Source organism: Chromohalobacter marismortui (assembly GCF_004364315.1).
Classification (GTDB): Bacteria; Pseudomonadota; Gammaproteobacteria; order Pseudomonadales; family Halomonadaceae; genus Chromohalobacter; species Chromohalobacter marismortui.
Genome location: NZ_SOBR01000003.1, coordinates 86,328 through 105,523 on the forward strand (window position 1 = coordinate 86,328; position 19,196 = coordinate 105,523).

Consider the following 19,196-nt stretch of genomic DNA (forward strand, 5'->3'; position numbering starts at 1 on the left):
GGAACTGAGGACATAACCATGCGATTGACTCGAAAATCCTCCCAACCCGCCGGTCAAGGCGGTCTCGGCATCAGCCGCCGACAATTCCTCCAGCGCAGCGGCGTGGCCACCGGCGGCCTCGCGGCGGCCGGCTTCATGGGCCATGGCATGATGCAGGCGGCCAGTGCCAAGGAAAAGACGGCCTATTCCGATGCGCCCGTCGAAACCAAACGCACCATCTGTTCCCACTGTTCGGTGGGCTGCGGCGTCTACGCCGAGGTGCAAGAAGGGGTCTGGACCAAGCAGGAGCCCGCGTTCGACCACCCGATCAACCGGGGGGCGCATTGCGCCAAGGGCGCCTCGCTGCGCGAACACGGCCATTCCACGCGGCGCTTGAAGTACCCGATGAAACTGGTCGACGGCCAATGGCAGCGTCTCGAATGGGACCAGGCCATCGAGGAAATCGGTGACAAGGTACTCGAGCTCAGAGACAAGCACGGCCCGGACAGCGTTTATTGGCTGGGATCGGCCAAGTTCAATAATGAACAGGCTTACCTGATGCGTAAGCTGGCCGCCTTATGGGGCACCAACAACACCGATCACCAGGCACGTATCTGCCACTCCACCACCGTCGCCGGCGTCGCCAATACGTGGGGCTACGGCGCGATGACCAATTCGCTCAACGATATACAAAACAGCAAGTCGATTCTGTTCATCGGCTCCAACCCCAGTGAGGCGCATCCAGTCGCCATGCAGCATATCCTGCTGGCCAAGGAACGTAACAACGCTCAGATCATCGTGGTCGACCCACGCTTTACGCGCACCGCCGCCAAGTCCGACAAGTATGTGCGCCTGCGCCCGGGGTCCGACGTTGCTTATATCTGGGGCCTGCTGTGGCATATCTTCGAAAACGGCTGGGAAGATACGCAGTTCATCGAACAGCGCGTCTATGGCATGGACAAGGTGCGTAGCGAAGTCGCCAACTTCCCGCCCGATGTGGTCGAGTCGATCACCGGCGTCGGCGAGGCCGACATGTACGATGTCGCCAAGCGTATCAGTGAAAATCGTCCTGGGTGCGTCGTATGGTGCATGGGCGGCACCCAGCACACCACCGGCAACAACAACACCCGCGCGTATTGCATCCTCGAGTTGGCATTGGGCAACCTGGGAGTCTCCGGTGGCGGCGCCAACATCTTCCGCGGGCACGACAACGTGCAGGGCGCCACCGATCTGGGCCTGATGTCACATTCCCTGCCCGGTTATTACGGGCTCAGTGAAGGGGCATGGAAGCACTGGAGCAAGATCTGGAACGTCGACTACGAGTGGATCAAGAATCGCTTCGATCCCAACGAGTACAACGGCTCCCTGCCCATGAACTCCAATGGCATCACCGTCTCGCGCTGGATCGATGGCGTGCTCGAAGAAGACGCCGACATTGCCCAACGCTCGAGCCTCAAGGGCATGTTCTACTGGGGACACGCGGTCAACTCGCAGACCCGTGGTCCGGAAATGAAAAAGGCCATGAGCCAGCTCGAGCTGATGGTCGTGGTCGATCCCTACCCCACCGTGGCCGCCGTGATGAACGACCGCACCGATGGCGTTTATCTACTGCCCGCCGCCACACAGTTCGAGACCACGGGAAGCGTCACCGCCACCAATCGCGCACTGCAGTGGCGCGATCAGGTCATCGAACCGATGTTCGACTCCAAGCCCGACCATGAAATCATGTACCTCATGGCGCAAAAGCTTGGATTCGGCGATGAATTCACACGCAACTTCGCCATCGAGAACGGCCGCCCGGTCATCGAGGACGTGTTGCGTGAAATCAACGCCGGCATGTGGACGGTCGGCTATACCGGTCAGAGCCCGGAACGTCTCAAGGCCCACCAGAAAAACTGGCATACCTTCGATTTCCATTCCATGCAGGCGCTGGGCGGCCCCATCGACGGCGACTATTACGGCCTGCCCTGGCCTTGCTGGGGCACCGCCGAATTCGGCCATCCCGGCACGCCGCTACTGTACGACATGAGCAAGCCCGTCAAGGAAGGGGGGCTCACATTCCGAGCGCGTTTCGGCGTCGAACACGATGGCGTCAATTTGCTGGCCGACGGCGTGGCAAGCGCCGGTTCCGAGATAAAGGACGGCTACCCGGAATTCACCGCCGACATGCTCAAGCAGTTGGGGTGGTGGGACGATCTCACGGCCGAAGAGAAAAAAGCCGCCGAAGGCAAGAACTGGAAGACCGATCTTTCCGGCGGCATTCAGCGTGTCGCCATCGAGCACGGCTGTGCGCCGTTCGGTAACGCCAAGGCACGCTGTGAAGTGTGGACATTCCCGGACCCGATCCCCAAGCACCGCGAACCGCTTTACACCCCTAGGCGCGACCTGGTGGAGAAATACCCGACCTGGGACGACGTGGCATCGTTCTATCGCTTGCCGACGTTGTATCGCTCGATTCAGGAAAACGACTTCAGCCAGGAATTCCCGATCATCCTGACGTCGGGACGCCTGGTCGAGTACGAAGGCGGTGGCGAAGAAACCCGCTCCATGTCATGGCTCGCCGAGCTGCAGCAGGAAATGTTCGTCGAGATCAACCCGGCGCAGGCCAACGACCTGGGCATCAAGAACGATGACATGGTCTGGGTGCATGGGCCCGAAGGCGGCAAGGTCAAGGTCAAGGCCATGGTGACGCCGCGCGTGGCACGCGACGTCGCCTTCATGCCTTTCCATTTCGGCGGCATTTTCCAGGGCGAAAGCCTGGCGGACAAGTACCCCGAAGGTGCACGGCCTTATGTCCTTGGTGAGGCCGCCAACACCGCGACTACTTACGGCTACGACATAGTGACACAGATGCAGGAAACCAAGTGCACACTATGCCGGATCGAGAAAGCCTCCGCCTGATCGACGATGCTTAAAATGCCGGTGAGGCCACGTACCTCGCCGGCCAGAGGAGAACACCATGGCTCAAATGAAATTTCTCTGCGACGCCGAACGCTGCATCGAATGCAACGGCTGCGTCACGGCCTGCAAGAACGCCAACGAAACCGACTGGGGCATTCAGCGCCGCCGAGTCGTCACTCTCGACGATGGCATGCCTTCCGAGGTATCGATTTCCGTCGCCTGCATGCACTGCGACGATGCCCCGTGCATGGCGGTGTGTCCCACCGACTGCTTCTACAAGACCGATGACGGCATCGTCCTGCATGACAAGGACATCTGCATCGGCTGCGGTTACTGCCTCTACGCCTGCCCCTTCGGCGCGCCGCAGTTTCCCAAGCAAGAAGCCTTCGGCGAGCGCGGCAAGATGGACAAGTGCACCTTCTGCGCCGGCGGTCCCGCCGAGACCAAGGAAGAAGAATACGAAAAGTACGGCGCCAACCGTATCGCCGAAGGCAAACTGCCGCTATGTGCCGAGATGTGCTCCACCAAGGCGCTATTGGCCGGTGATGCCCAGACCATTTCCGACATTTTCCGCCAGCGTGTGGTCTATCGCGGCCATGAAGATGGCGGCTGGTCATCCGTCGAGAAGGCGCAACTGTCGGGCCCGGATGTGTCGGGCAATCTCGACGAGATGGCCTACGACGCCACTCGTGCCACACGTGAAGGGTGAGGAGAGCGCTCATGCACACACTCATGCAATGCTTGTGGCGGCTGCGTATGCTAGGTGCGGTGCTGTTGCTGGCGGTGTTGGCCGCTAGCCTTGCCCCGTCCACGCACGCCGCCGAACCCAACGAGGAGCTGGGTCAGGCCGTCGGCACGGTGGACGCCGACACTTGGCGAGACGTCAAAAACGGCGAAAACTTCATTGATACACGCCACGAATCCACCTATAGCCTGATCAATACCAGTGGCGAGACCTGGCGTCAGATCCGCAACGAGTGGATTTCGCCCGCCGGCCTGATCGCCATCGGCGGCATGCTGGCGATCCTGATCATCTTCTATCTTGTCGTCGGCCGCAACGATCTCGATCATGAGCGCACGGGGCGTAAGATTCTACGCTGGACCGCTATCGAGCGGGCCCTGCACTGGACCGTGGCGACGTTGTTCATCGCATTGGCGCTGACCGGTTTGAACCTGCTATACGGCAAGTTCGTGTTCCGGCACATTTTCGGCGATGTCTTCTGGGCCAACATGATCATGGGCTCCAAGCTGATCCACAACTACGCGGGCCCGGTCTTCGGCATTCTGTTGATCGTCATTCTCGCCAAGTGGCTCAAGGTCAATCTGCCCAAGAAGCACGATCTGGAGTGGTTCAAGCAAGGGGGCGGCATGGTCGGTGACAAGCATCCCGATGCCGGCTTCGCCAATGCCGGTGAAAAGGTCTGGTTCTGGCTGTTGGCCAGCGTCGGCTTGCTGGTCGTGGTCAGTGGCTTGGTGCTCGACTTCCCGATCTTCGGGCAGACGCGTGACGACATGCAGTGGGCCAACATGTTCCACGGCGTGACCTCGTTGATACTCATGACCGTGGCGCTGGGCCACATCTACATCGGGACCCTGGGGACCGAGGGCGCGTTTGAAGGCATGGCGACCGGCTATGTCGATGAAACCTGGGCCAAGCAACACCACAATCTGTGGTACGAAGAGGTCAAGGAAAGCGCCGGACAGCCCCACCAGAGCGACCCTCCCATTGACGACGACACGGCGACGGCACAACGGCCCAACTGAACACCAAAGCGTATCTCGACACGCCGCGAGCAAGACGACACCGCCACCTGGCGGTGTCGCTCTTTGTTATGATGCAGGCAGATGTCCTACCACTCAAAGATCCCGCGAGGAGGCTTTCCCATGCAACACATCGACGCTGATACGCGCACCGAGCTCGAGGCGGCCGCCTTCCGCCACCTGCTCGATCATCTCGACGCCAACAAGGACGTACAGAACATCGACCTGATGATCCTGGCCGACTTCTGCCGCAACTGTCTCTCCAAATGGCTGATGGCCGCCGCCAGCGAGCGCGGTATCGAGCTCGACTACGAGACGGCCCGTGAATACGTCTACGGCATGCCCTACAGCGAATGGAAAGCGCTCTACCAGGCCCCCGCCACGCCCGAGCAGCTCGCAGCATTGGATGCCCGCCAGCAACGCAAGAAGGACACCCAGGCATGAGCGAGGCCACTTTCGTCCCCCTCGAGATCGCCGTGCTGACCGTCTCCGATACCCGCACGGAAGAAACCGACCGCTCCGGCGACGCCCTGGTCGATCGCCTCGAGCGCGACGGCCACACGCTGGTCGAAAAGCGCATCGTCGCGGATGACGTCTATCGTATCCGAGCGGTCGTCGCCCAATGGATTGCCGATGAGGGTGTGCAAGTCATCATCACCACCGGTGGCACGGGCTTCACCGGGCGCGACTCCACCCCCGAAGCGATCGAGGTCTTGCTCGACAAGCACATCGAAGGCTTCGGCGAACTGTTTCGCCATCTCTCGTGGCAGGAAATCGGCAGTTCCACGGTGCAAAGCCGGTGCCTGGGTGGCCTGGCCAACGCCACCGTGGTGTTCTGCTTGCCGGGGTCCACGGGGGCATGCCGTACCGCCTGGGACGGCATCCTTCACGAACAGCTCGACAGCCGTCACAAGCCCTGCAACTTCGCCAATCTCGTGATCCCCGGGAGCGGTCAGCATGGCTGAGCTGCAAAGCGTCGAACGTGCGCTGTCGGCACTGCTGGACGACGTGACACCGAGCGAAATCGAGCGAATCGACTGCACGCAAGCCGCCGGCCGCGTCCTGGCGGAAACCGTCACCGCGCGCCTCGACGTGCCGCCGGCCGACAACAGCGCCATGGATGGCTATGCACTGCGCCATGCCGATGCCGGTCAGTGGCTCCCCATCAGCCAGCGCATCGCGGCCGGCTACGCGCCGGCGCCACTGGCGCCAGGCACCTGCGCGCGCATCTTTACCGGTGGCGAGATCCCCCCGGGGGCCGACACCGTCGTGATGCAGGAGCGCGTGGACGCGCCAGACGCCCAGGCCCATATGCCGAGTGACATCGCGCAGGGCGACAACGTGCGTCGTCGGGGACGCGACGTGGCGGCCGGCACGCCCTTGCTGGACGCCGGCATGCGTCTGGAGGCCGCGGCCCTGGGGCACCTGGCCGGTCAGGGCATCACCCAGGTCGGCGTATACCGTCGCCCGCGCGTGGCATTGCTTTCCACCGGCGATGAAATCGTCGAGCCAAGTCAATCACTCGCGCCGGGGCAGATTCATAACTCGAACCGCCCCATGCTGTCGCGCCTGCTCGAGCGCTTCGGCGCCGACCTGGTCATGCGCGAGCACGTCCCCGACGACTTCGCGACGACCCAGCGTCTTATGCGCCGGGCCGCCGAATGCGCCGATGTCATCGTCACCACGGGGGGCGTCAGCGTCGGCGAAGAAGACCATGTCAAGCATGCGCTGGAATCACTGGGCCAGCTAGACCTGTGGCAATTGGCCATGCGCCCCGGCAAACCATTGGCACTGGGACGCATCGGGCAAGCGCGGCTAGTCGGCCTGCCCGGCAACCCCGTGTCCTGCTTCGTCGGCGCCTGGGTCTATCTGCGTCCGCTCATGGGCACACTGCAAGGATGCCCTCGCATGACCACGCTACCGCGCCTGTGGGCGCGTGCCGAGTTCGAGACCCGCACCCAGGCACGTCGTCACTACATGCGCGTGGGGCTCGAGTTCACGCCCGCGGGCGTCGTCGCCCATGCCTTCGCCGATCAGAACTCCGCCGTGCTGTCTTCCTGCCTCGCGGCCGATGCCTTGGCCGTCATCCCCGAGTACACGACCGTGCAAGCGGGCGAGCAGGTGGAATGCCTGTGGCTGACGGATTGAGACGACGGACGATGACATCTAATCGGCGCACAATGCCTGGTTGAGCGCCGGCCAGAGTCGCTGGAAGTCTCGCTCCAGCGCGGGATAATCGGCGTGCAACCAGGGCACTAACTCCGCCAGGCGATTGGGACCACTCAAACGGCGCCCCAGGCCCGCGATCGCCTGGCAGGTAAAGCCGAAATCGGCGTAACGACTCAGCCAATCATCCTCGATCAGGACCGGGATCATCGGCGCCAAACGATTCGGGGCCACACCTTGGCTCTCCAGGACCCGGTAACAGCGTGCAATCAAGGCAACATCGGCATGATCGCGTGCCACGAAATGATCCCACACCAGATCCAGAGCGATACCCACCACACGCCGCTGGGGACGCGGTGCGCGCGCTCGCACGCCGCGAATCACGGCATGATCGTCGACCCAGGCATCCACGCGGCGATGATGGCGGATACCGCGCGCGACCTCCGCCGCCCAATCGTCGCCGGGATCGCCCTTGACGCCATCGGCGATCAAGTTGCCATACAGGAAGGCGTCGTTGCCGCCACGGGCCAGCCAGGCGTGTGCAAGAAAGTTCATCGAAGGCCTAGACAGTTCTCAAAGACAGCTTTTAAAGCCAGTCCTTAAAGACAGTGGGTTGGTTTGGGCAAGCCCGCCAGACGCGCGCCCACCTTTGCAGGGCTATCGGGAAACAAGCGCATCAAATGCAGGGAGCGACCTTTATCGGGCCCCAGCGCCTGGCTGACGGCCTTGACCAGGGGGCGCATGGCCGGCGCATTTTCGTAACGCGCATAGAAGGCGCGCAGTACCTCGAGCACTTCCCAGTGTTCGGGCGTCAATTCCCTGCCTTCCTCGGCAGCTAGCGCCTCGGCCACCGCAGGCGTCCAGGCCGCCAGATCGACGACGAATCCTTCGGGATCGAGCCCGATGTCACGGCCTTCTACCGTGATATAGCGTGTCGCTTGCGTGGTCGCCATTAGAACCAGCTCACCGTGCGTTGTGCGTCCTCGGTCAAGGCCACGAAACCATCCATGTCGACGATGATCACACGCGCATCGCAGCGCCCCGCCAAGCCACGCGCTTCCAGATCCTCGCGCAGGGCAAACAAACGGCCTTCCAGGCCGGGAAAATGTTTCACCTGTGCACTCACTGCGCCAAACACGCCATCTTCGATCAGCATCAGCCCATCTTCCTCCCCCATCGCGCGCAATACGTCCTGATGAACGGGGCTCGAACTCGGGGCACGATTGAGCAAGTGCAACAACATTCGCAGGTGTCTCCTAACAGCGCTTCCCCGCTAGCATGCAGTACGGGCAGCATTCAGAAATTGACGATTTGACGATGGCCGGCAAGCACCGCCGACAATGCCGGTGCCGGGACTTCAATCACCGGCAAGAGCAGATCATCGCGGGTTAATCCACGCGCTTCGAGCGCGTCGATATCGATATACAAACGCTCGATATCGTACATTTCCAGCATCTCGAAGGTGCTTTGGGTGCCCTTTTGACCCAACGGCCCCGAGCCTTGCCCCTGAAGCAATGCCCAGACGCCGTCTCCCATCAGCAAAAGCGAGACGGACTGCCCGAAGGCCGCGCCCACCAAGGCCAGATCGAGAGCCTCGCGTAGCCATAGACTGCCATGTGGCGCATGGCGCAATATCACCAGCAGATCGCCGTGCGGTGTCTCGGATACCTCGGACATGACGGTTTCCCAGTTACATGAATGAGCGACGCTATATTCAGGGCGCGAAGGTAATCAACCGCTCGTGCGTCTGGCTGATATCAAGCAGCTGCCCCAACCCCGTCAACTCGAAGGGAGGTTCGAGACTCGCCCCGCTCTTGCCGTGACGCTCGGCCTCCCGGGCATCGAGCAAGCCACGACGCAACGCCGCCGCCACGCAGACCTGCAAGGCGGTTCCATGGGTGCGCCGCAACTCACTCCAGGCATCGACGAGGTGCGGCTCATCCTGTGGCGGCGCCGAGAGGTGTGAGGCGTTATATACCCCATCGTGATAGAAGAACACCGTCTCGACACGATGCCCCCGGGCGATGGCGGCATGCGCGAAACGCAACGCGGAATGCGCTGCCTGATGGCTATACGGGCCCCCCAGCACGAGCAAGGCGTAACGCATCGAGAGTCTCCATCACTGACGCGGTGAATACTGCTATTGTCCTCGACGAAGCGAGGTCATGGCAAATCATGGGCCGCCGTGCGGCATGTCACTCAGTGGACATTGACGCCGACCATGTTAGCGAGTATATTTTTAACAAGCTAACATATAGCATGTCTTTAGCTAGCGATACCGATCTGTTGATATCCCAACCTTGGCCGCCTTCCAGGCGGCTTTTTTTATCGCGCGCGCCTCTCCGCCCTGCAACAACAGCGACTCATATGAGCGCCGTCACGATTTACGCAAATCCTGCTTAGCCGTTACTCAATCCGGCTAAATTGAAAGCGTCTGTGTCGTAATGTATCGACACTACCGCTGATTCGTGGAGGTTACGCTCATGACCGTTGCCCTGCTTTCCCCGACCAAACGCCCGCCAGCGACGCTGACACCGGCCAATACGGCCGTCTCAACCACGCTATCGCCCGCTCCTTGCGATCGTACGGCAGCATCGCGCCCGGCGCCCAAGTGCGTGATCGGAGGCCTGACATATCTTCGCCACGACCCTCATCTTCGGCATGATCTCTGCAGCACCGAGGATATCGCCAATGCCCATCGCCGCGCGATTTTCTACACTCGCTGGTTTGGCCTCGCCGAGCCCTTGCTGCAACTCTGGCGCGGATAGACGCCCCCAACGCAAAAGGCCCACACCTTTCGAGACGTGGGCCTTCGCCAAACGGGCAGTACAACATCGATGCCGAATCAATCGTCGGACATAAAACCGAGGATAGACAAAAGGCTCACGAAAATGTTGTAGATCGACACGAACAGGGTAATGGTCGCCAGGATGTAGTTGGTTTCGCCCGCGCGATGGATGATTTCACTGGTTTGATACAGGATCGCGGCCGAGGAAAACAACACGAAACCGGCTGAGACGGCCAGCGCCAGCGCGGTGATGTTGAAGATCATCGCCGCGACCATGGCCAGCACCAGCACGATCGCCCCGGCGATCATGAAGTTACCCAGGAAACTGAAGTCTTTGCGCGTCACCAGCGCCACGGCGGACAAGCCGATGAACGTTGCCCCCGTCATCCCCAGCGCCGTCATCACCAATTGCGCCCCATTGGGCAGTGACAAGTAGAGATTCAGCATCGGTCCCAGGGTGAAGCCCATGAAACCGGTAAAGGCAAAGATCGACAGGATGCCCGCCGCCGAATTCGCTGTCTTGTGGACCAGAAACATCAAGCCATACGCGCCGATCAGGAAGATGAAGATGTTCATCTGCCCGATGCCCATCGCCATTGATGTACCCGCTGTCACGGCGGAGAACAGCAATGTCATGGCCAGGAGCATGTATGTGTTACGCAGCACCTTGTTGGTACTGACCGATCGCGTCTGCTGACCGGCAATCTGAGACGTGCGGTATGCCATGGGATATCTCCTCGGTGGCGCTGAAAACATAAGGTAAGACCTAGGATGCCCCGCTTGAGTTCCCACTGCAAGATGGATATTCAACGCCCATGGCATTGTTTTAACTCATTGAAAGCACATAAAGTCTTGACGAATCACAGAACGCTGGTAATATACACCGCCGTAAGCCGGAGGGATGGCAGAGCGGTTGAATGCACCGGTCTTGAAAACCGGCGAAGGTTTGCGCCTTCCCAGGGTTCGAATCCCTGTCCCTCCGCCACTACATCAAAGCGCCCTGAGATTTCAGTAACTTGCTGGTCTCGGGGCGTTTTCGTTTCGGGGTGTTACCTCCCGCCGTCGTTACACCGCACTGTTACATTCGCTACAGCTACGATCCGACACCACTCATCAGCGTGCATGCTTCAATGAGCGTTAGCCTCCCGGTCGTGAAGGCGCCGGTATCGAGGTAGTAGACGTTCCCCAGCCATATCGGTCGTTCAACGATGGTGTGCCCCACCACCACGGCATCGATGCCGCGAACCGGTGTCTCGTCGCCACGCCGGATGCGCGTTCTTCCCCAAAGCAAATCCTGCGACGTTGTTGCGAGATCATTCCAGTCCTTGGGCGGTTCGGCGTGAACGATCCCGAGACGCTTGCCCGCGACCGATATTTCGCGCGCATAGGGCATGCTCGGCAAGGCCTGCTGAAGCATCGTCTGCGCCTCGTCCAGCCCTGCTTCCAAGGCCCAGGTACCACCATTGATCATCCAGGCATCGCGCGTCTTCAGGCTGCCCCTTTCTTCGCCCAGCAACGCGTCATGCGCCAGCATTTCGTGATTGCCACGCACGGCGAAGAACCAAGGCTCGAGAGCGAGAGACAAACACTGAAGACTATCGGCGCCACGATCGATCAGATCCCCGACACTGAACAGCCGGTCTCGTTGGTAATCGAAACCGACCGCCTCCAATTGGCCATAAAGCAATGCCAGTTGGCCGTGTATATCGCCGACGATGAAATCACGACCATGCTCATTGGGGCCGTGCCGTTGCATCACGTCACCGCTCATTGCCACCAACTTTCCCACTAGCGAAAGCCCCGAACGGGGCACTTAAATATCGTGGATGATCGGCTTTGCATAACGACACGCACTGTCCCGCGATCTTCCACCTTCCAGCTCCAGCGCCTTCGCCAGAAGCTCATCGACGCTGGCACGTGGATTTGCACCGATCCTCTCGACGCTCTCGAAATCATATGACGCGCATGCCGGGCACCGGGTTTCCGACGGCCGCCTGGTTGCCTTGATGAACACTTCGACCTGACAAGCACGGCAGCGATAGAGCCGCCGATCGGACATGGTCATGACAAACTCCATGGGGCGAAACATTCCTCTCAGCATAGGACACGCCAATGTCTTGTGCATACTGAATCGAACACCGGGCTCAGTAATAAAGCCTCAGACCGACCCGAGTCACCCGATTGCCCTCCACCGCGCTGACGACCCAGTGAAAGCCATGCCAGTCGACATCGTCCCCCACCACGGGATGGCCGCCGACGCGTAGCGAGACGAACTCCCCCAAGGTCATGTGCTGCTCACCGGCGCTCAACGTCAGGCCATAGGCATCCGCCACATCGCTCATGACGGCGTCTCCGTCCAGCGTAAAGGTGCCGAAGAAAGCACGCTCGCGCTTGAGTGTGGCATCGCCGTTGAACAGACGATTGAGTGCCGGCAGATCCTCGCTACGCCCGATGACGCAAATGACATCCCCCAGCCTCAAGCGTGTACTGCCTTTGGCATGCAGCATGGTGTGCTTGCGAAACAAACCGGAGATCAGCGCGCCCGACGGGAAGCGCAGCAGCCGAATGGGGACGTCCTCGAGCGCTTCATTCTCGACCTTGTAGACGAACATTTCATAGTCGTTTTCCGGCAGGACGCCCAGTGGGCCGCGACGATTGGGCGTCGTACCGGCCGGCACTTCGACGCGCATCCAACGCGCCACCCGCGCCAGGGAAGCCCCCTGCATCAGTAGCGACATCAGCACCACGAAGAAGGCGACGTTGAAATACAGCGTCGCGTTTTCGACCCCGGCAATGACCGGAAAGATGGCCAGCACGATAGGCACCGCGCCGCGCAGCCCCACCCAGGAGATGAACCCGAGCTCCCGCCAGCGGAAGCTGAAGAACGGCTTGAGCGAGATCAGAACGGCCAGCGGGCGGGCCACGAAAATCAGACCCAACGCCAAGACGGCCCCCGGTATCGCGTAATCGATCATTTCACTGGGCGTCACCAGCAGCCCAAGCACCAGGAAAAGTCCAATCTGACTCAGCCATGCCAACCCATCGTGAACCGGCAGAATATGCGTGAGATGCCGCCCGGGCTGATTGCCGATCATCAGGCCCGCCAGATAAATCGCCAAGAAACCACTGCCACCGGCCGCCCCGGTCAAGCCGAAGATGAAAAAACCCGACGCCAACGCCAACAGCGAATAGAGTCCCGACGCCAGGTCGAGCCAGCGCAACAGTTTGGCCGCCAACCAGCCGCCTCCAAGCCCAAACAGCAAGCCCAGCCCGAACTGTGAGGCGAACATCATCAGGGTCTGTCCGACGCCGCTGGTACCACTCACCAGCATGTCAGCCAGCGTAATGGTCAAGAAGATCGCCATCGGGTCGTTGGTACCTGACTCGATCTCCAGGGTCGCCCCCACCCGCTCGTTGAGCGTCACGCCCTGACCGCTGAGCATCGAAAAGACCGCTGCCGCATCTGTCGATCCGACGATGGCGCCCACCAGCAGGCCTTCCACCAGGGAAAGATTGAAGATCCAAGTCGCCAACAGCCCCACCAGGCCACTGGTGATGAAGACGCCCAGCGTGGCCAGGGATAGTGCGGGTTTGAGCCCCACGCGGAATGTCTTGAGACGCGTGCGCAGGCCACCATCGAGCAGGATCATCGCCAGCGCCAGGTGCCCGATCAGGTAGGCGAGCGAATAGTCATCGAACTCGATGCCCAGCACGCCCTCCTCGCCGGCCATCATGCCCAACCCCAGGAACAACACCAGCAGCGGTACACCGATGCGCGACGAGACACGACTCGCCACGATGCTCAGCGCAATGAGAAACCCCGAAAACAAAAAAAGGCTGTTGATGGTATCCACGACTAACGACTATCTCCCTGAATTCAAGGACCTAGTATGCCATGTCCCGGTGCCTCTTGCTGTCACCTACATCAACCAATGTGGATGCGATTGCAAGGCGGGCCAATCGACATCGCCCTGCAATCGCATTCCCCAGATCAGGGCCCTCATCCCCTGGCGATACTCGCCAAGCGCGACATCCGGCGACTGTCGACGATAGCCGGCAAGGAAAGCATCCCGTTCGTCGGGCGCCGTGATCAGCAACTCGGCTATGCAGAGGTCGAACTCGAGCGGCGCCCACACCAGGGCCTCCCAGTCACTCCATACCCAACCGGTGGCACTATAGAGGAATTGATCGGCACGCAAATCGGGGAGGCACCACACCGCGCGCGTGGGAAGGGGAAAATCCGGCAGTACCTGCCAATCGGCACAGCCTGGGTGGTGTCTCAAAAAGTCGCGTGCGCGTCGCGGCCATTGTGATAGCGGCCAGACAGTTTCCAGTGGGTGCCCCCAGCCCGAGACCGTTTCGCGATGCAGGCAACCCAACTGACTACCCAGCAGTTCCGCGAAAACCGCCCCCATGCGCGCCGTCGCCCCATCGCTCCAGGGCAGACTCCAGAGGGGCACCTGGTGCAATGCTCCCAGATACGTGAGCGGTAATGGCGGCAACGGCAAATGCACCGGCAAGGCCCCCGCCAGGCGCGTCACTGCTTCGGGACAGCGCCAACGATCGAAACCGAAGAGCCGCTGCATCCCCTGCCAGAACGGGTCCTGAGCGGGATGTGTTCGTGCCAGCTTGAGTAATTGCGGCGCCTCGCCGCGTGTTCGCCATAGCCAGTTGGCACTGTCCCCCCAGGCCAATGGCAACGGGGCCAGGGCATGACCGGTGAAGACCTCGACACGATGGGTCAGTGCTGGATCGGGGTACATGTATGCTCCTGGCGGCCCACGCGATAGCGAGGCGACGACGCCCCGCAGGTCTGGGCAGCCGCCGCCGCATCAGGATACAATACTCACCTCTGGATAGGGGTGCCCATCATGGAATGGGCTGAGAGCGCCACGCGCAACCCTGGAACCTGATCCGGTTAGAACCGGCGGAGGAAATACCAGAGCGTGCCGTCGGCACGTCCTTCGCCCCATTCATGGAGCCTTGATGACGTCCCTCGGTTTTTCGCTTTCCCAGGCGCGGCTCGCCTTTTCGGGGCAATGGCTGTTCGATGGTCTCACGGTCGACTTCGCCCCCGGTAGCTGGACGGGACTGCTCGGCCGCAGCGGCAGCGGCAAGAGTTCCTTGCTACGCATGATCGCAGGCCTCCCGATCCCTGACACCCATGATGTAACCCTCACTACCAGCGATGAGCGTCCATTGTCCGGACGCTTGGCGTGGATGGCCCAGCAAGACCAGCTACTCCCCTGGCGCAAGGTCATCGACAACGTCCTGCTCGGTCCCGCGTTGCGCGATCGTCCCTCGGCGGCGCAATATCAACGCGCCCTGGACCTGCTCGGCGATGTCGGTCTCAGCGACAAAACCCAGCAGTGGCCCAAGACATTATCCGGCGGTGAGCGTCAACGCGTCGCGCTGGCACGCACACTCTTCGAGGATGCGCCGGTGATATTGATGGACGAGCCGTTTTCCGCCGTCGACGCGATCACTCGCCTGGAGCTCCACGAACTGGCCGCGCGCCTGCTGGCCGGCCGTACCGTATTGTTGGTCACCCACGACCCGCTCGAGGCCCTGCGTCTCAGCGATCGTATCCTGATACTCAGCGGTCAGCCGGCGTCGCTGAGTGACGTCGACGTCCCCGATGGGCATCCCCCCCGCGCCCTCGACGCGCCCGATGTTCAGCGCATGCAATCGCACTTGGTAAGGCGTCTCCACACACCGCATGGCCCTATCGACGGGAGCGGCGCATGAGCATGCTCAAGCGTTTCTGGCCCGCCCTGTTGGGGATCATCACCCTACTTGGCCTCTGGCAGATCCTGGTCGTCGTCAGCGGCGTGCCCGACTACATTCTTCCCGCACCGCTGACCGTCGCGCAAGCGTTCGCGGCGCACCAGCCACTGTTGTGGCATCATGCCGGTATCACGGTGATCGAGATCGTCGCAGGGCTGCTCATCGGCTTCATCAGCGGGCTCGGCACGGCCCTGGCGTTGGCACGTTTTCATGGCTTGCGGCGCACCTTGCTTCCCATTCTGTTGATCAGCCAAGCCGTGCCCTTGTTCGCTCTCGCCCCTATCCTGATGCTATGGCTGGGGTACGGCATGACCGCCAAGATCGTCATGGCGACCCTGATCATCTATTTTCCGGTCGCCTCGACATGTTACGACGGCCTGCGCCAGACACCACAGGGATGGCTGGATCTTGCCCAGACACTGGGGGCCGACCGTCGGCGGCGGCTGCTGCGCATCCAATTGCCCGCCGCCTTGCCGGCACTGGCGTCCGGCATGCGCATGGCCGCTAGTGCCGCGCCCATCGGGGCGGTGATCGGCGAATGGGTCGGCTCCAGCCAAGGCCTGGGGTACTTGATGCTCAATGCCAACGCGCGCATGCAAGTCGACCTGATGTTTGCCGCCCTGCTGATTCTCGTCACCTTCGGGGTCGCGCTCTACTTCACCACCGATGCCTTGATGCGACGCCTCATGCCTTGGCACGACGACCGCATCAGCACCCGCTGACGACGCTCATTCGAGGCAGCTCCCGCCATCGCGGAGAGATGTCCTAACCACCGTCTTTTACGGCGGTCACGATAACACCCGCCACGCACGCATGGCGGAGATCCGCAGGAGGACAACACATGACACGTTTGACGCGACGCCTGATGAGAGCTTGTCTGGCACTGATATTGATCATACCCGGCTTGGCTTGGGCCGCCGAGGGCGACAGCGCCTCGGAGACAACCTCGCTGAAGGTCATGCTCGACTGGTACACCAATCCGTCGCACGCCCCCCTGGTCATCGCCCAGCAACGCGGCATCTTCGAGCGCTACGGGCTCGATGTAGAGCTGATCTCACCCGCCGACCCCAGCGTCCCACCCAAGCTGGTCGCTGCCGGCAAGGTTGACCTGGCACTCAGCTACCAACCCCAGCTGCATCTCCAGGTAGATCAAGGTCTCCCGCTGGTGCGCGTGGGCACGCTGATCGCGACACCGCTCAATGTCACGCTGGTACGTGCCGACAGCGATATCGAGAGCATGAAAGATCTGGCCGGCAAGAGCATCGGCTACTCAGTGGGCGGGGTCGAGAAAGTACTGCTCAATACCATGCTCGAGCACAACGGCGTCGACCCTGCAAGCGTCGAGATGGTCAATGTCAATTTCGCGCTGACACCGGCATTGATCAGCGGCAAGGTCGATGCCATCACCGGCGCGTTTCGCAACTTCGAACTCGCGCAAATGGCCCAGGAAGGCGTCAAGGGACGCGCCTTCTATATCGAGGAAGAAGGCGTCCCCACCTACGATGAACTGATCTTCATCGCCAATCGCGACACGCTCGACACGCACCGCGATGCCTATGCCCGTTTCATGGCCGCCATCGAAGATGCCACGGCCTGGATCATCAATCATCCCGACGAGGGCTGGAAAGCCTTCACGGCCTACGACCCGGCATTGGACACCCCGGTCAACAAGAAAGCCTGGTACAACTCCATTCCACGCTTTGCCCTGCGACCCGCCGCCCTCGATGTGCGTCGCTACAAAGCGTTCGAGGCATTTCTCCTCGAGCGCGGCCAGATCAAGGCCAAGAGCCCGGTGTCACGCCTCGCCGTCGACGTGAATCGTCTTTAAAGCACACCTTCGCCAACGACCTGGAGAGCTATTCGGATCCGCCAGGTCGTTGCCTCTCATTCGGCAGCCAGGAAGTTCGCCACAGCAGTTTGAAACGCCTCAGGCTGCTCGGCGTGCAACCAATGTCCGGCACCGGCCACGGTCTCGAGCCGGGCTCCCGGCAATACCGACTCGATAGCGGGCAAGGCATCATCGCCGACGTAATCGGAGCGTTCGCCACGCAGCACCAGCGTCGGCCCCGTGTAGGTCCCGTCACCGTCCGGTACCGCGACGATACGCAGGTAGTCGTTCTCTATCTCGTCGAGCCCGACGCGCCACACCAGCGTCGCGTCCTCGCCGCGCACCAGATTGGTCGCCAGAAACTGTCGCGTCGCCGGGGTTTCGACGAAATCCGCCATGATCCGATCGGCTGCCTTGCGGTCCGCAGGCGGTTGCCGCTCGACCGCGCGCATGGCCTTGAAGATCGCTTCGTGCCCGTGCTCATAAGCAATCGGCGCGATATCGGCCACGATCAAACGCGCGACACGCGTGGGTGCCTGACGCGCCAAGGTGATGGCGACCTTACCCCCCATCGAGTGCCCCAGCAGATCGCAATCATCGATCGCCAGGCGATCCAGCAAGGCCTCGACATCCGCCGCCTGATCGGCATAGCGCATGCCGGCCACATGGGGAGACTTTCCGTGGTTGCGCAGGTCGACGGCGATCACGCGGCGACTTTCCTGCCAGCGCTTGATATGCGAGCGCCAGTTGTCGGCGCTGCCGAACAAGCCGTGCAGCACCACCAGCGGACGCCCTGCGCCGCCGGTATCAACATGATGTAATTCCACAATTTGCCTCGTCAGCCATTCACGTCATGTCGTCATGATATCAGAGGCGTTTCAGGCATTGCGCGCCGACACCCGCTCGGAGGCATCGGCGACATGCGCCAGGCGGCGCGTCAACGCCCCCAGAAGCACACCATACAACGGCAGGAAGAAGGCCAGGCTGACGCTCAGCTTGATGGCATAATCCACCCAGGCGATTTCGACCCAATGCGCGCTCATGAACGCATTGGGGCCCTTCCAGAAGGCGATGGCGAAAAAGGCGAAGGTATCGGCCAGGTTGCCCAATAGCGTCGAAAACGCCGGCGCCACCCACCAGGCGCGCAGTCGCCGCATTCGATCGAAGACGTGAATGTCCAGCAACTGCCCCAGCACGTAGGCCATGAAACTCGCCAGCGCGATACGCCCCACGAAGAGGTTCCAATCACCCAGCGCTGCCACTCCCTGGAAGGCACCGTCCTGAAACAGCACCGAGACCGCGTAGGACATCAGCAGGGCTGGTATCATGACCCGGGTGATGGTCGTGCGTGCCCGGCGTTTCCCGAACAGCCGTACGGTCAGATCCGTGGCAAGAAAGATGAACGGAAAGCTGAACGCTCCCCAGGTTGTGTGTACGCCGAATATCGAAAACGGCAGTTGCACCAAGTAATTGCTGGCCGCGATGACGATGATGTGGAAACTCACGAGCCACGCCATCAAGTGGCGCGCCTGACGAGCGTCGAGGTCAAACATGCAGCACCTTTTTAATTGCCGAAAGAGGCCGAGGGGTAAGGGAACCCTCAAGGCAGGACAGCGTGGAAGACGCCGGGCGAAAGCACGCGAGTGTAAAGTATTGCGCTGATATCGACCAGCAGGATCCACCATCCCTCTGCTTCAGAGCATCACGCACACGACGTCGAAAACCACGCCCCCGAGGAACTATCAGCGTATCGTCAATGCCTTAGGGGACAACAATGACCATGACAATCGCCGACTTTCAAGCCTGCCGATCGCGCCACGGCCACTACCGATGAAAAACCGTTGAAGACTATCTTGGACAAGGCTGGCGAAGTTATTGAAGATTCGCTAAATCAAGAATGAGTAACAAGGCATGACCGTTCGCCCAATCGGGGTAAGGATACGCCGGACGCAGACGAACATTCGACATGCAAGCATCCCTTTGCCG

General features: G+C 61.2%; 21 protein-coding genes, 1 tRNA gene and 1 riboswitch. Of the genes, 10 read left to right on the forward strand and 12 right to left on the reverse strand.

Translation table 11 applies throughout. The features are described from left to right. Window positions 1–18 precede the first annotated feature (18 nt). The 6 genes from C8E00_RS06920 (at window position 19) to C8E00_RS06945 (ending at window position 6,789) form a co-directional block, all read left to right on the forward strand. Window positions 19–2,880: a formate dehydrogenase subunit alpha gene (locus tag C8E00_RS06920; protein WP_133696181.1), complete on the forward strand. Its 2,862-nt coding sequence runs from the start codon at window positions 19–21 to the stop codon at window positions 2,878–2,880. A 58-nt stretch (window positions 2,881–2,938) separates the two neighbouring features. After that, the gene (gene fdh3B / locus C8E00_RS06925) at window positions 2,939–3,589 is read left to right on the forward strand and encodes a formate dehydrogenase FDH3 subunit beta (protein ID WP_133696184.1); all 651 of its coding nucleotides are present in this window, start codon (window positions 2,939–2,941) and stop codon (window positions 3,587–3,589) included. Between the two features lie 11 nt (window positions 3,590–3,600). Next, window positions 3,601–4,644 (forward strand): formate dehydrogenase subunit gamma, encoded by a 1,044-nt coding sequence (locus tag C8E00_RS06930; RefSeq protein ID WP_133696186.1) that lies wholly within the window; start codon window positions 3,601–3,603, stop codon window positions 4,642–4,644. A 120-nt stretch (window positions 4,645–4,764) separates the two neighbouring features. Then, window positions 4,765–5,085, forward strand: coding sequence for a DUF1244 domain-containing protein (locus tag C8E00_RS06935; RefSeq protein ID WP_133696189.1), 321 nt, complete (start codon window positions 4,765–4,767; stop codon window positions 5,083–5,085). Beyond that, the gene (moaB, locus tag C8E00_RS06940; protein ID WP_133696192.1) at window positions 5,082–5,606 is read left to right on the forward strand and encodes a molybdenum cofactor biosynthesis protein B; all 525 of its coding nucleotides are present in this window, start codon (window positions 5,082–5,084) and stop codon (window positions 5,604–5,606) included. Before C8E00_RS06935 ends, moaB begins: the two co-directional genes overlap by 4 nt. Beyond that, on the forward strand, window positions 5,599–6,789 hold the full coding sequence (locus tag C8E00_RS06945) for a molybdopterin molybdotransferase MoeA (protein ID WP_133696195.1): 1,191 nt from the start codon (window positions 5,599–5,601) through the stop codon (window positions 6,787–6,789). Before moaB ends, C8E00_RS06945 begins: the two co-directional genes overlap by 8 nt. A gap of 18 nt (window positions 6,790–6,807) precedes the next feature. Here C8E00_RS06945 and C8E00_RS06950 read toward each other — a convergent pair whose 3' ends face one another. The 6 genes from C8E00_RS06950 to C8E00_RS06975 form a co-directional block, all read right to left on the reverse strand. Further along, complete coding sequence (locus tag C8E00_RS06950) at window positions 6,808–7,362, reverse strand: acyl carrier protein phosphodiesterase (RefSeq protein ID WP_133696197.1); 555 nt, start codon at window positions 7,360–7,362, stop codon at window positions 6,808–6,810. Between the two features lie 44 nt (window positions 7,363–7,406). Further along, window positions 7,407–7,760, reverse strand: coding sequence for a TusE/DsrC/DsvC family sulfur relay protein (locus tag C8E00_RS06955; protein WP_133696199.1), 354 nt, complete (start codon window positions 7,758–7,760; stop codon window positions 7,407–7,409). Then, entirely contained in the window at window positions 7,760–8,050 is a 291-nt protein-coding gene (gene tusB / locus C8E00_RS06960; RefSeq protein ID WP_133696201.1) for a sulfurtransferase complex subunit TusB, read from the reverse strand. Before tusB ends, C8E00_RS06955 begins: the two co-directional genes overlap by 1 nt. Before the next feature lie 53 nt (window positions 8,051–8,103). Next, window positions 8,104–8,484, reverse strand: coding sequence for a sulfurtransferase complex subunit TusC (tusC, locus tag C8E00_RS06965; RefSeq protein ID WP_133696204.1), 381 nt, complete (start codon window positions 8,482–8,484; stop codon window positions 8,104–8,106). Between the two features lie 37 nt (window positions 8,485–8,521). Beyond that, window positions 8,522–8,914 (reverse strand): sulfurtransferase complex subunit TusD, encoded by a 393-nt coding sequence (gene tusD, locus C8E00_RS06970; protein WP_133696206.1) that lies wholly within the window; start codon window positions 8,912–8,914, stop codon window positions 8,522–8,524. A gap of 738 nt (window positions 8,915–9,652) precedes the next feature. Further along, the gene (locus C8E00_RS06975) at window positions 9,653–10,321 is read right to left on the reverse strand and encodes a Bax inhibitor-1/YccA family protein (RefSeq protein WP_133696209.1); all 669 of its coding nucleotides are present in this window, start codon (window positions 10,319–10,321) and stop codon (window positions 9,653–9,655) included. A gap of 169 nt (window positions 10,322–10,490) precedes the next feature. Here C8E00_RS06975 and C8E00_RS06980 point away from each other — a divergent pair. After that, window positions 10,491–10,580: transfer RNA gene (locus tag C8E00_RS06980), tRNA-Ser, on the forward strand. 108 nt (window positions 10,581–10,688) lie between these two features. Here C8E00_RS06980 and C8E00_RS06985 read toward each other — a convergent pair. From C8E00_RS06985 to C8E00_RS07000, 4 genes are all read right to left on the reverse strand, one after another. Further along, entirely contained in the window at window positions 10,689–11,366 is a 678-nt protein-coding gene (locus C8E00_RS06985; protein ID WP_243833133.1) for a metallophosphoesterase, read from the reverse strand. Window positions 11,367–11,408: 42 nt separating this feature from the next. Further along, window positions 11,409–11,660, reverse strand: coding sequence for a zinc ribbon domain-containing protein (locus C8E00_RS06990; protein WP_133696211.1), 252 nt, complete (start codon window positions 11,658–11,660; stop codon window positions 11,409–11,411). Between the two features lie 79 nt (window positions 11,661–11,739). Further along, entirely contained in the window at window positions 11,740–13,449 is a 1,710-nt protein-coding gene (locus C8E00_RS06995) for a potassium/proton antiporter (RefSeq protein WP_133696214.1), read from the reverse strand. A gap of 66 nt (window positions 13,450–13,515) precedes the next feature. Beyond that, on the reverse strand, window positions 13,516–14,358 hold the full coding sequence (locus C8E00_RS07000; RefSeq protein ID WP_133696216.1) for a hypothetical protein: 843 nt from the start codon (window positions 14,356–14,358) through the stop codon (window positions 13,516–13,518). A gap of 85 nt (window positions 14,359–14,443) precedes the next feature. Continuing rightward, a riboswitch (TPP riboswitch) is annotated at window positions 14,444–14,548 on the forward strand. A 33-nt stretch (window positions 14,549–14,581) separates the two neighbouring features. On the opposite strand from C8E00_RS07000, the gene C8E00_RS07005 reads away from it, so the two are divergent. The 3 genes from C8E00_RS07005 to C8E00_RS07015 all read left to right on the forward strand — a co-directional run bounded on the left by C8E00_RS07005 (window position 14,582) and on the right by C8E00_RS07015 (window position 17,210). Then, on the forward strand, window positions 14,582–15,343 hold the full coding sequence (locus C8E00_RS07005; RefSeq protein ID WP_133696218.1) for an ABC transporter ATP-binding protein: 762 nt from the start codon (window positions 14,582–14,584) through the stop codon (window positions 15,341–15,343). Then, window positions 15,340–16,104: an ABC transporter permease gene (locus C8E00_RS07010; RefSeq protein ID WP_133696220.1), complete on the forward strand. Its 765-nt coding sequence runs from the start codon at window positions 15,340–15,342 to the stop codon at window positions 16,102–16,104. Before C8E00_RS07005 ends, C8E00_RS07010 begins: the two co-directional genes overlap by 4 nt. Window positions 16,105–16,223: 119 nt before the next feature. Further along, window positions 16,224–17,210 carry an ABC transporter substrate-binding protein gene (locus tag C8E00_RS07015; protein ID WP_133696222.1) on the forward strand — a complete coding sequence of 329 codons (987 nt, stop codon included), beginning with the start codon at window positions 16,224–16,226 and terminating at the stop codon, window positions 17,208–17,210. 56 nt (window positions 17,211–17,266) lie between these two features. Here the strand turns inward: C8E00_RS07015 and C8E00_RS07020 are convergent, their stop codons facing one another. Next, the gene (locus C8E00_RS07020) at window positions 17,267–18,037 is read right to left on the reverse strand and encodes an alpha/beta fold hydrolase (protein ID WP_243833134.1); all 771 of its coding nucleotides are present in this window, start codon (window positions 18,035–18,037) and stop codon (window positions 17,267–17,269) included. 51 nt (window positions 18,038–18,088) lie between these two features. Further along, the gene (locus tag C8E00_RS07025; protein WP_133696227.1) at window positions 18,089–18,763 is read right to left on the reverse strand and encodes a 7-cyano-7-deazaguanine/7-aminomethyl-7-deazaguanine transporter; all 675 of its coding nucleotides are present in this window, start codon (window positions 18,761–18,763) and stop codon (window positions 18,089–18,091) included. Between the last annotated feature and the right edge of the window lie 433 nt (window positions 18,764–19,196).

Bases quoted from the DNA above. Each gene is read 5' to 3' on its own strand.
- C8E00_RS06920 (WP_133696181.1), top strand. From the start codon at position 19: ATGCGATTGACTCGAAAATCCTCCCAACCCGCCGGTCAAGGCGGTCTC.
- fdh3B (WP_133696184.1), top strand. From the start codon at position 2,939: ATGGCTCAAATGAAATTTCTCTGCGACGCCGAACGCTGCATCGAATGC.
- C8E00_RS06930 (WP_133696186.1), top strand. From the start codon at position 3,601: ATGCACACACTCATGCAATGCTTGTGGCGGCTGCGTATGCTAGGTGCG.
- C8E00_RS06935 (WP_133696189.1), top strand. From the start codon at position 4,765: ATGCAACACATCGACGCTGATACGCGCACCGAGCTCGAGGCGGCCGCC.
- moaB (WP_133696192.1), top strand. From the start codon at position 5,082: ATGAGCGAGGCCACTTTCGTCCCCCTCGAGATCGCCGTGCTGACCGTC.
- C8E00_RS06945 (WP_133696195.1), top strand. From the start codon at position 5,599: ATGGCTGAGCTGCAAAGCGTCGAACGTGCGCTGTCGGCACTGCTGGAC.
- C8E00_RS06950 (WP_133696197.1), bottom strand. From the start codon at position 7,362: ATGAACTTTCTTGCACACGCCTGGCTGGCCCGTGGCGGCAACGACGCC.
- C8E00_RS06955 (WP_133696199.1), bottom strand. From the start codon at position 7,760: ATGGCGACCACGCAAGCGACACGCTATATCACGGTAGAAGGCCGTGAC.
- tusB (WP_133696201.1), bottom strand. From the start codon at position 8,050: ATGTTGTTGCACTTGCTCAATCGTGCCCCGAGTTCGAGCCCCGTTCAT.
- tusC (WP_133696204.1), bottom strand. From the start codon at position 8,484: ATGTCCGAGGTATCCGAGACACCGCACGGCGATCTGCTGGTGATATTG.
- tusD (WP_133696206.1), bottom strand. From the start codon at position 8,914: ATGCGTTACGCCTTGCTCGTGCTGGGGGGCCCGTATAGCCATCAGGCA.
- C8E00_RS06975 (WP_133696209.1), bottom strand. From the start codon at position 10,321: ATGGCATACCGCACGTCTCAGATTGCCGGTCAGCAGACGCGATCGGTC.
- C8E00_RS06985 (WP_243833133.1), bottom strand. From the start codon at position 11,366: ATGAGCGGTGACGTGATGCAACGGCACGGCCCCAATGAGCATGGTCGT.
- C8E00_RS06990 (WP_133696211.1), bottom strand. From the start codon at position 11,660: ATGACCATGTCCGATCGGCGGCTCTATCGCTGCCGTGCTTGTCAGGTC.
- C8E00_RS07000 (WP_133696216.1), bottom strand. From the start codon at position 14,358: ATGTACCCCGATCCAGCACTGACCCATCGTGTCGAGGTCTTCACCGGT.
- C8E00_RS07005 (WP_133696218.1), top strand. From the start codon at position 14,582: ATGACGTCCCTCGGTTTTTCGCTTTCCCAGGCGCGGCTCGCCTTTTCG.
- C8E00_RS07010 (WP_133696220.1), top strand. From the start codon at position 15,340: ATGAGCATGCTCAAGCGTTTCTGGCCCGCCCTGTTGGGGATCATCACC.
- C8E00_RS07015 (WP_133696222.1), top strand. From the start codon at position 16,224: ATGACACGTTTGACGCGACGCCTGATGAGAGCTTGTCTGGCACTGATA.
- C8E00_RS07025 (WP_133696227.1), bottom strand. From the start codon at position 18,763: ATGTTTGACCTCGACGCTCGTCAGGCGCGCCACTTGATGGCGTGGCTC.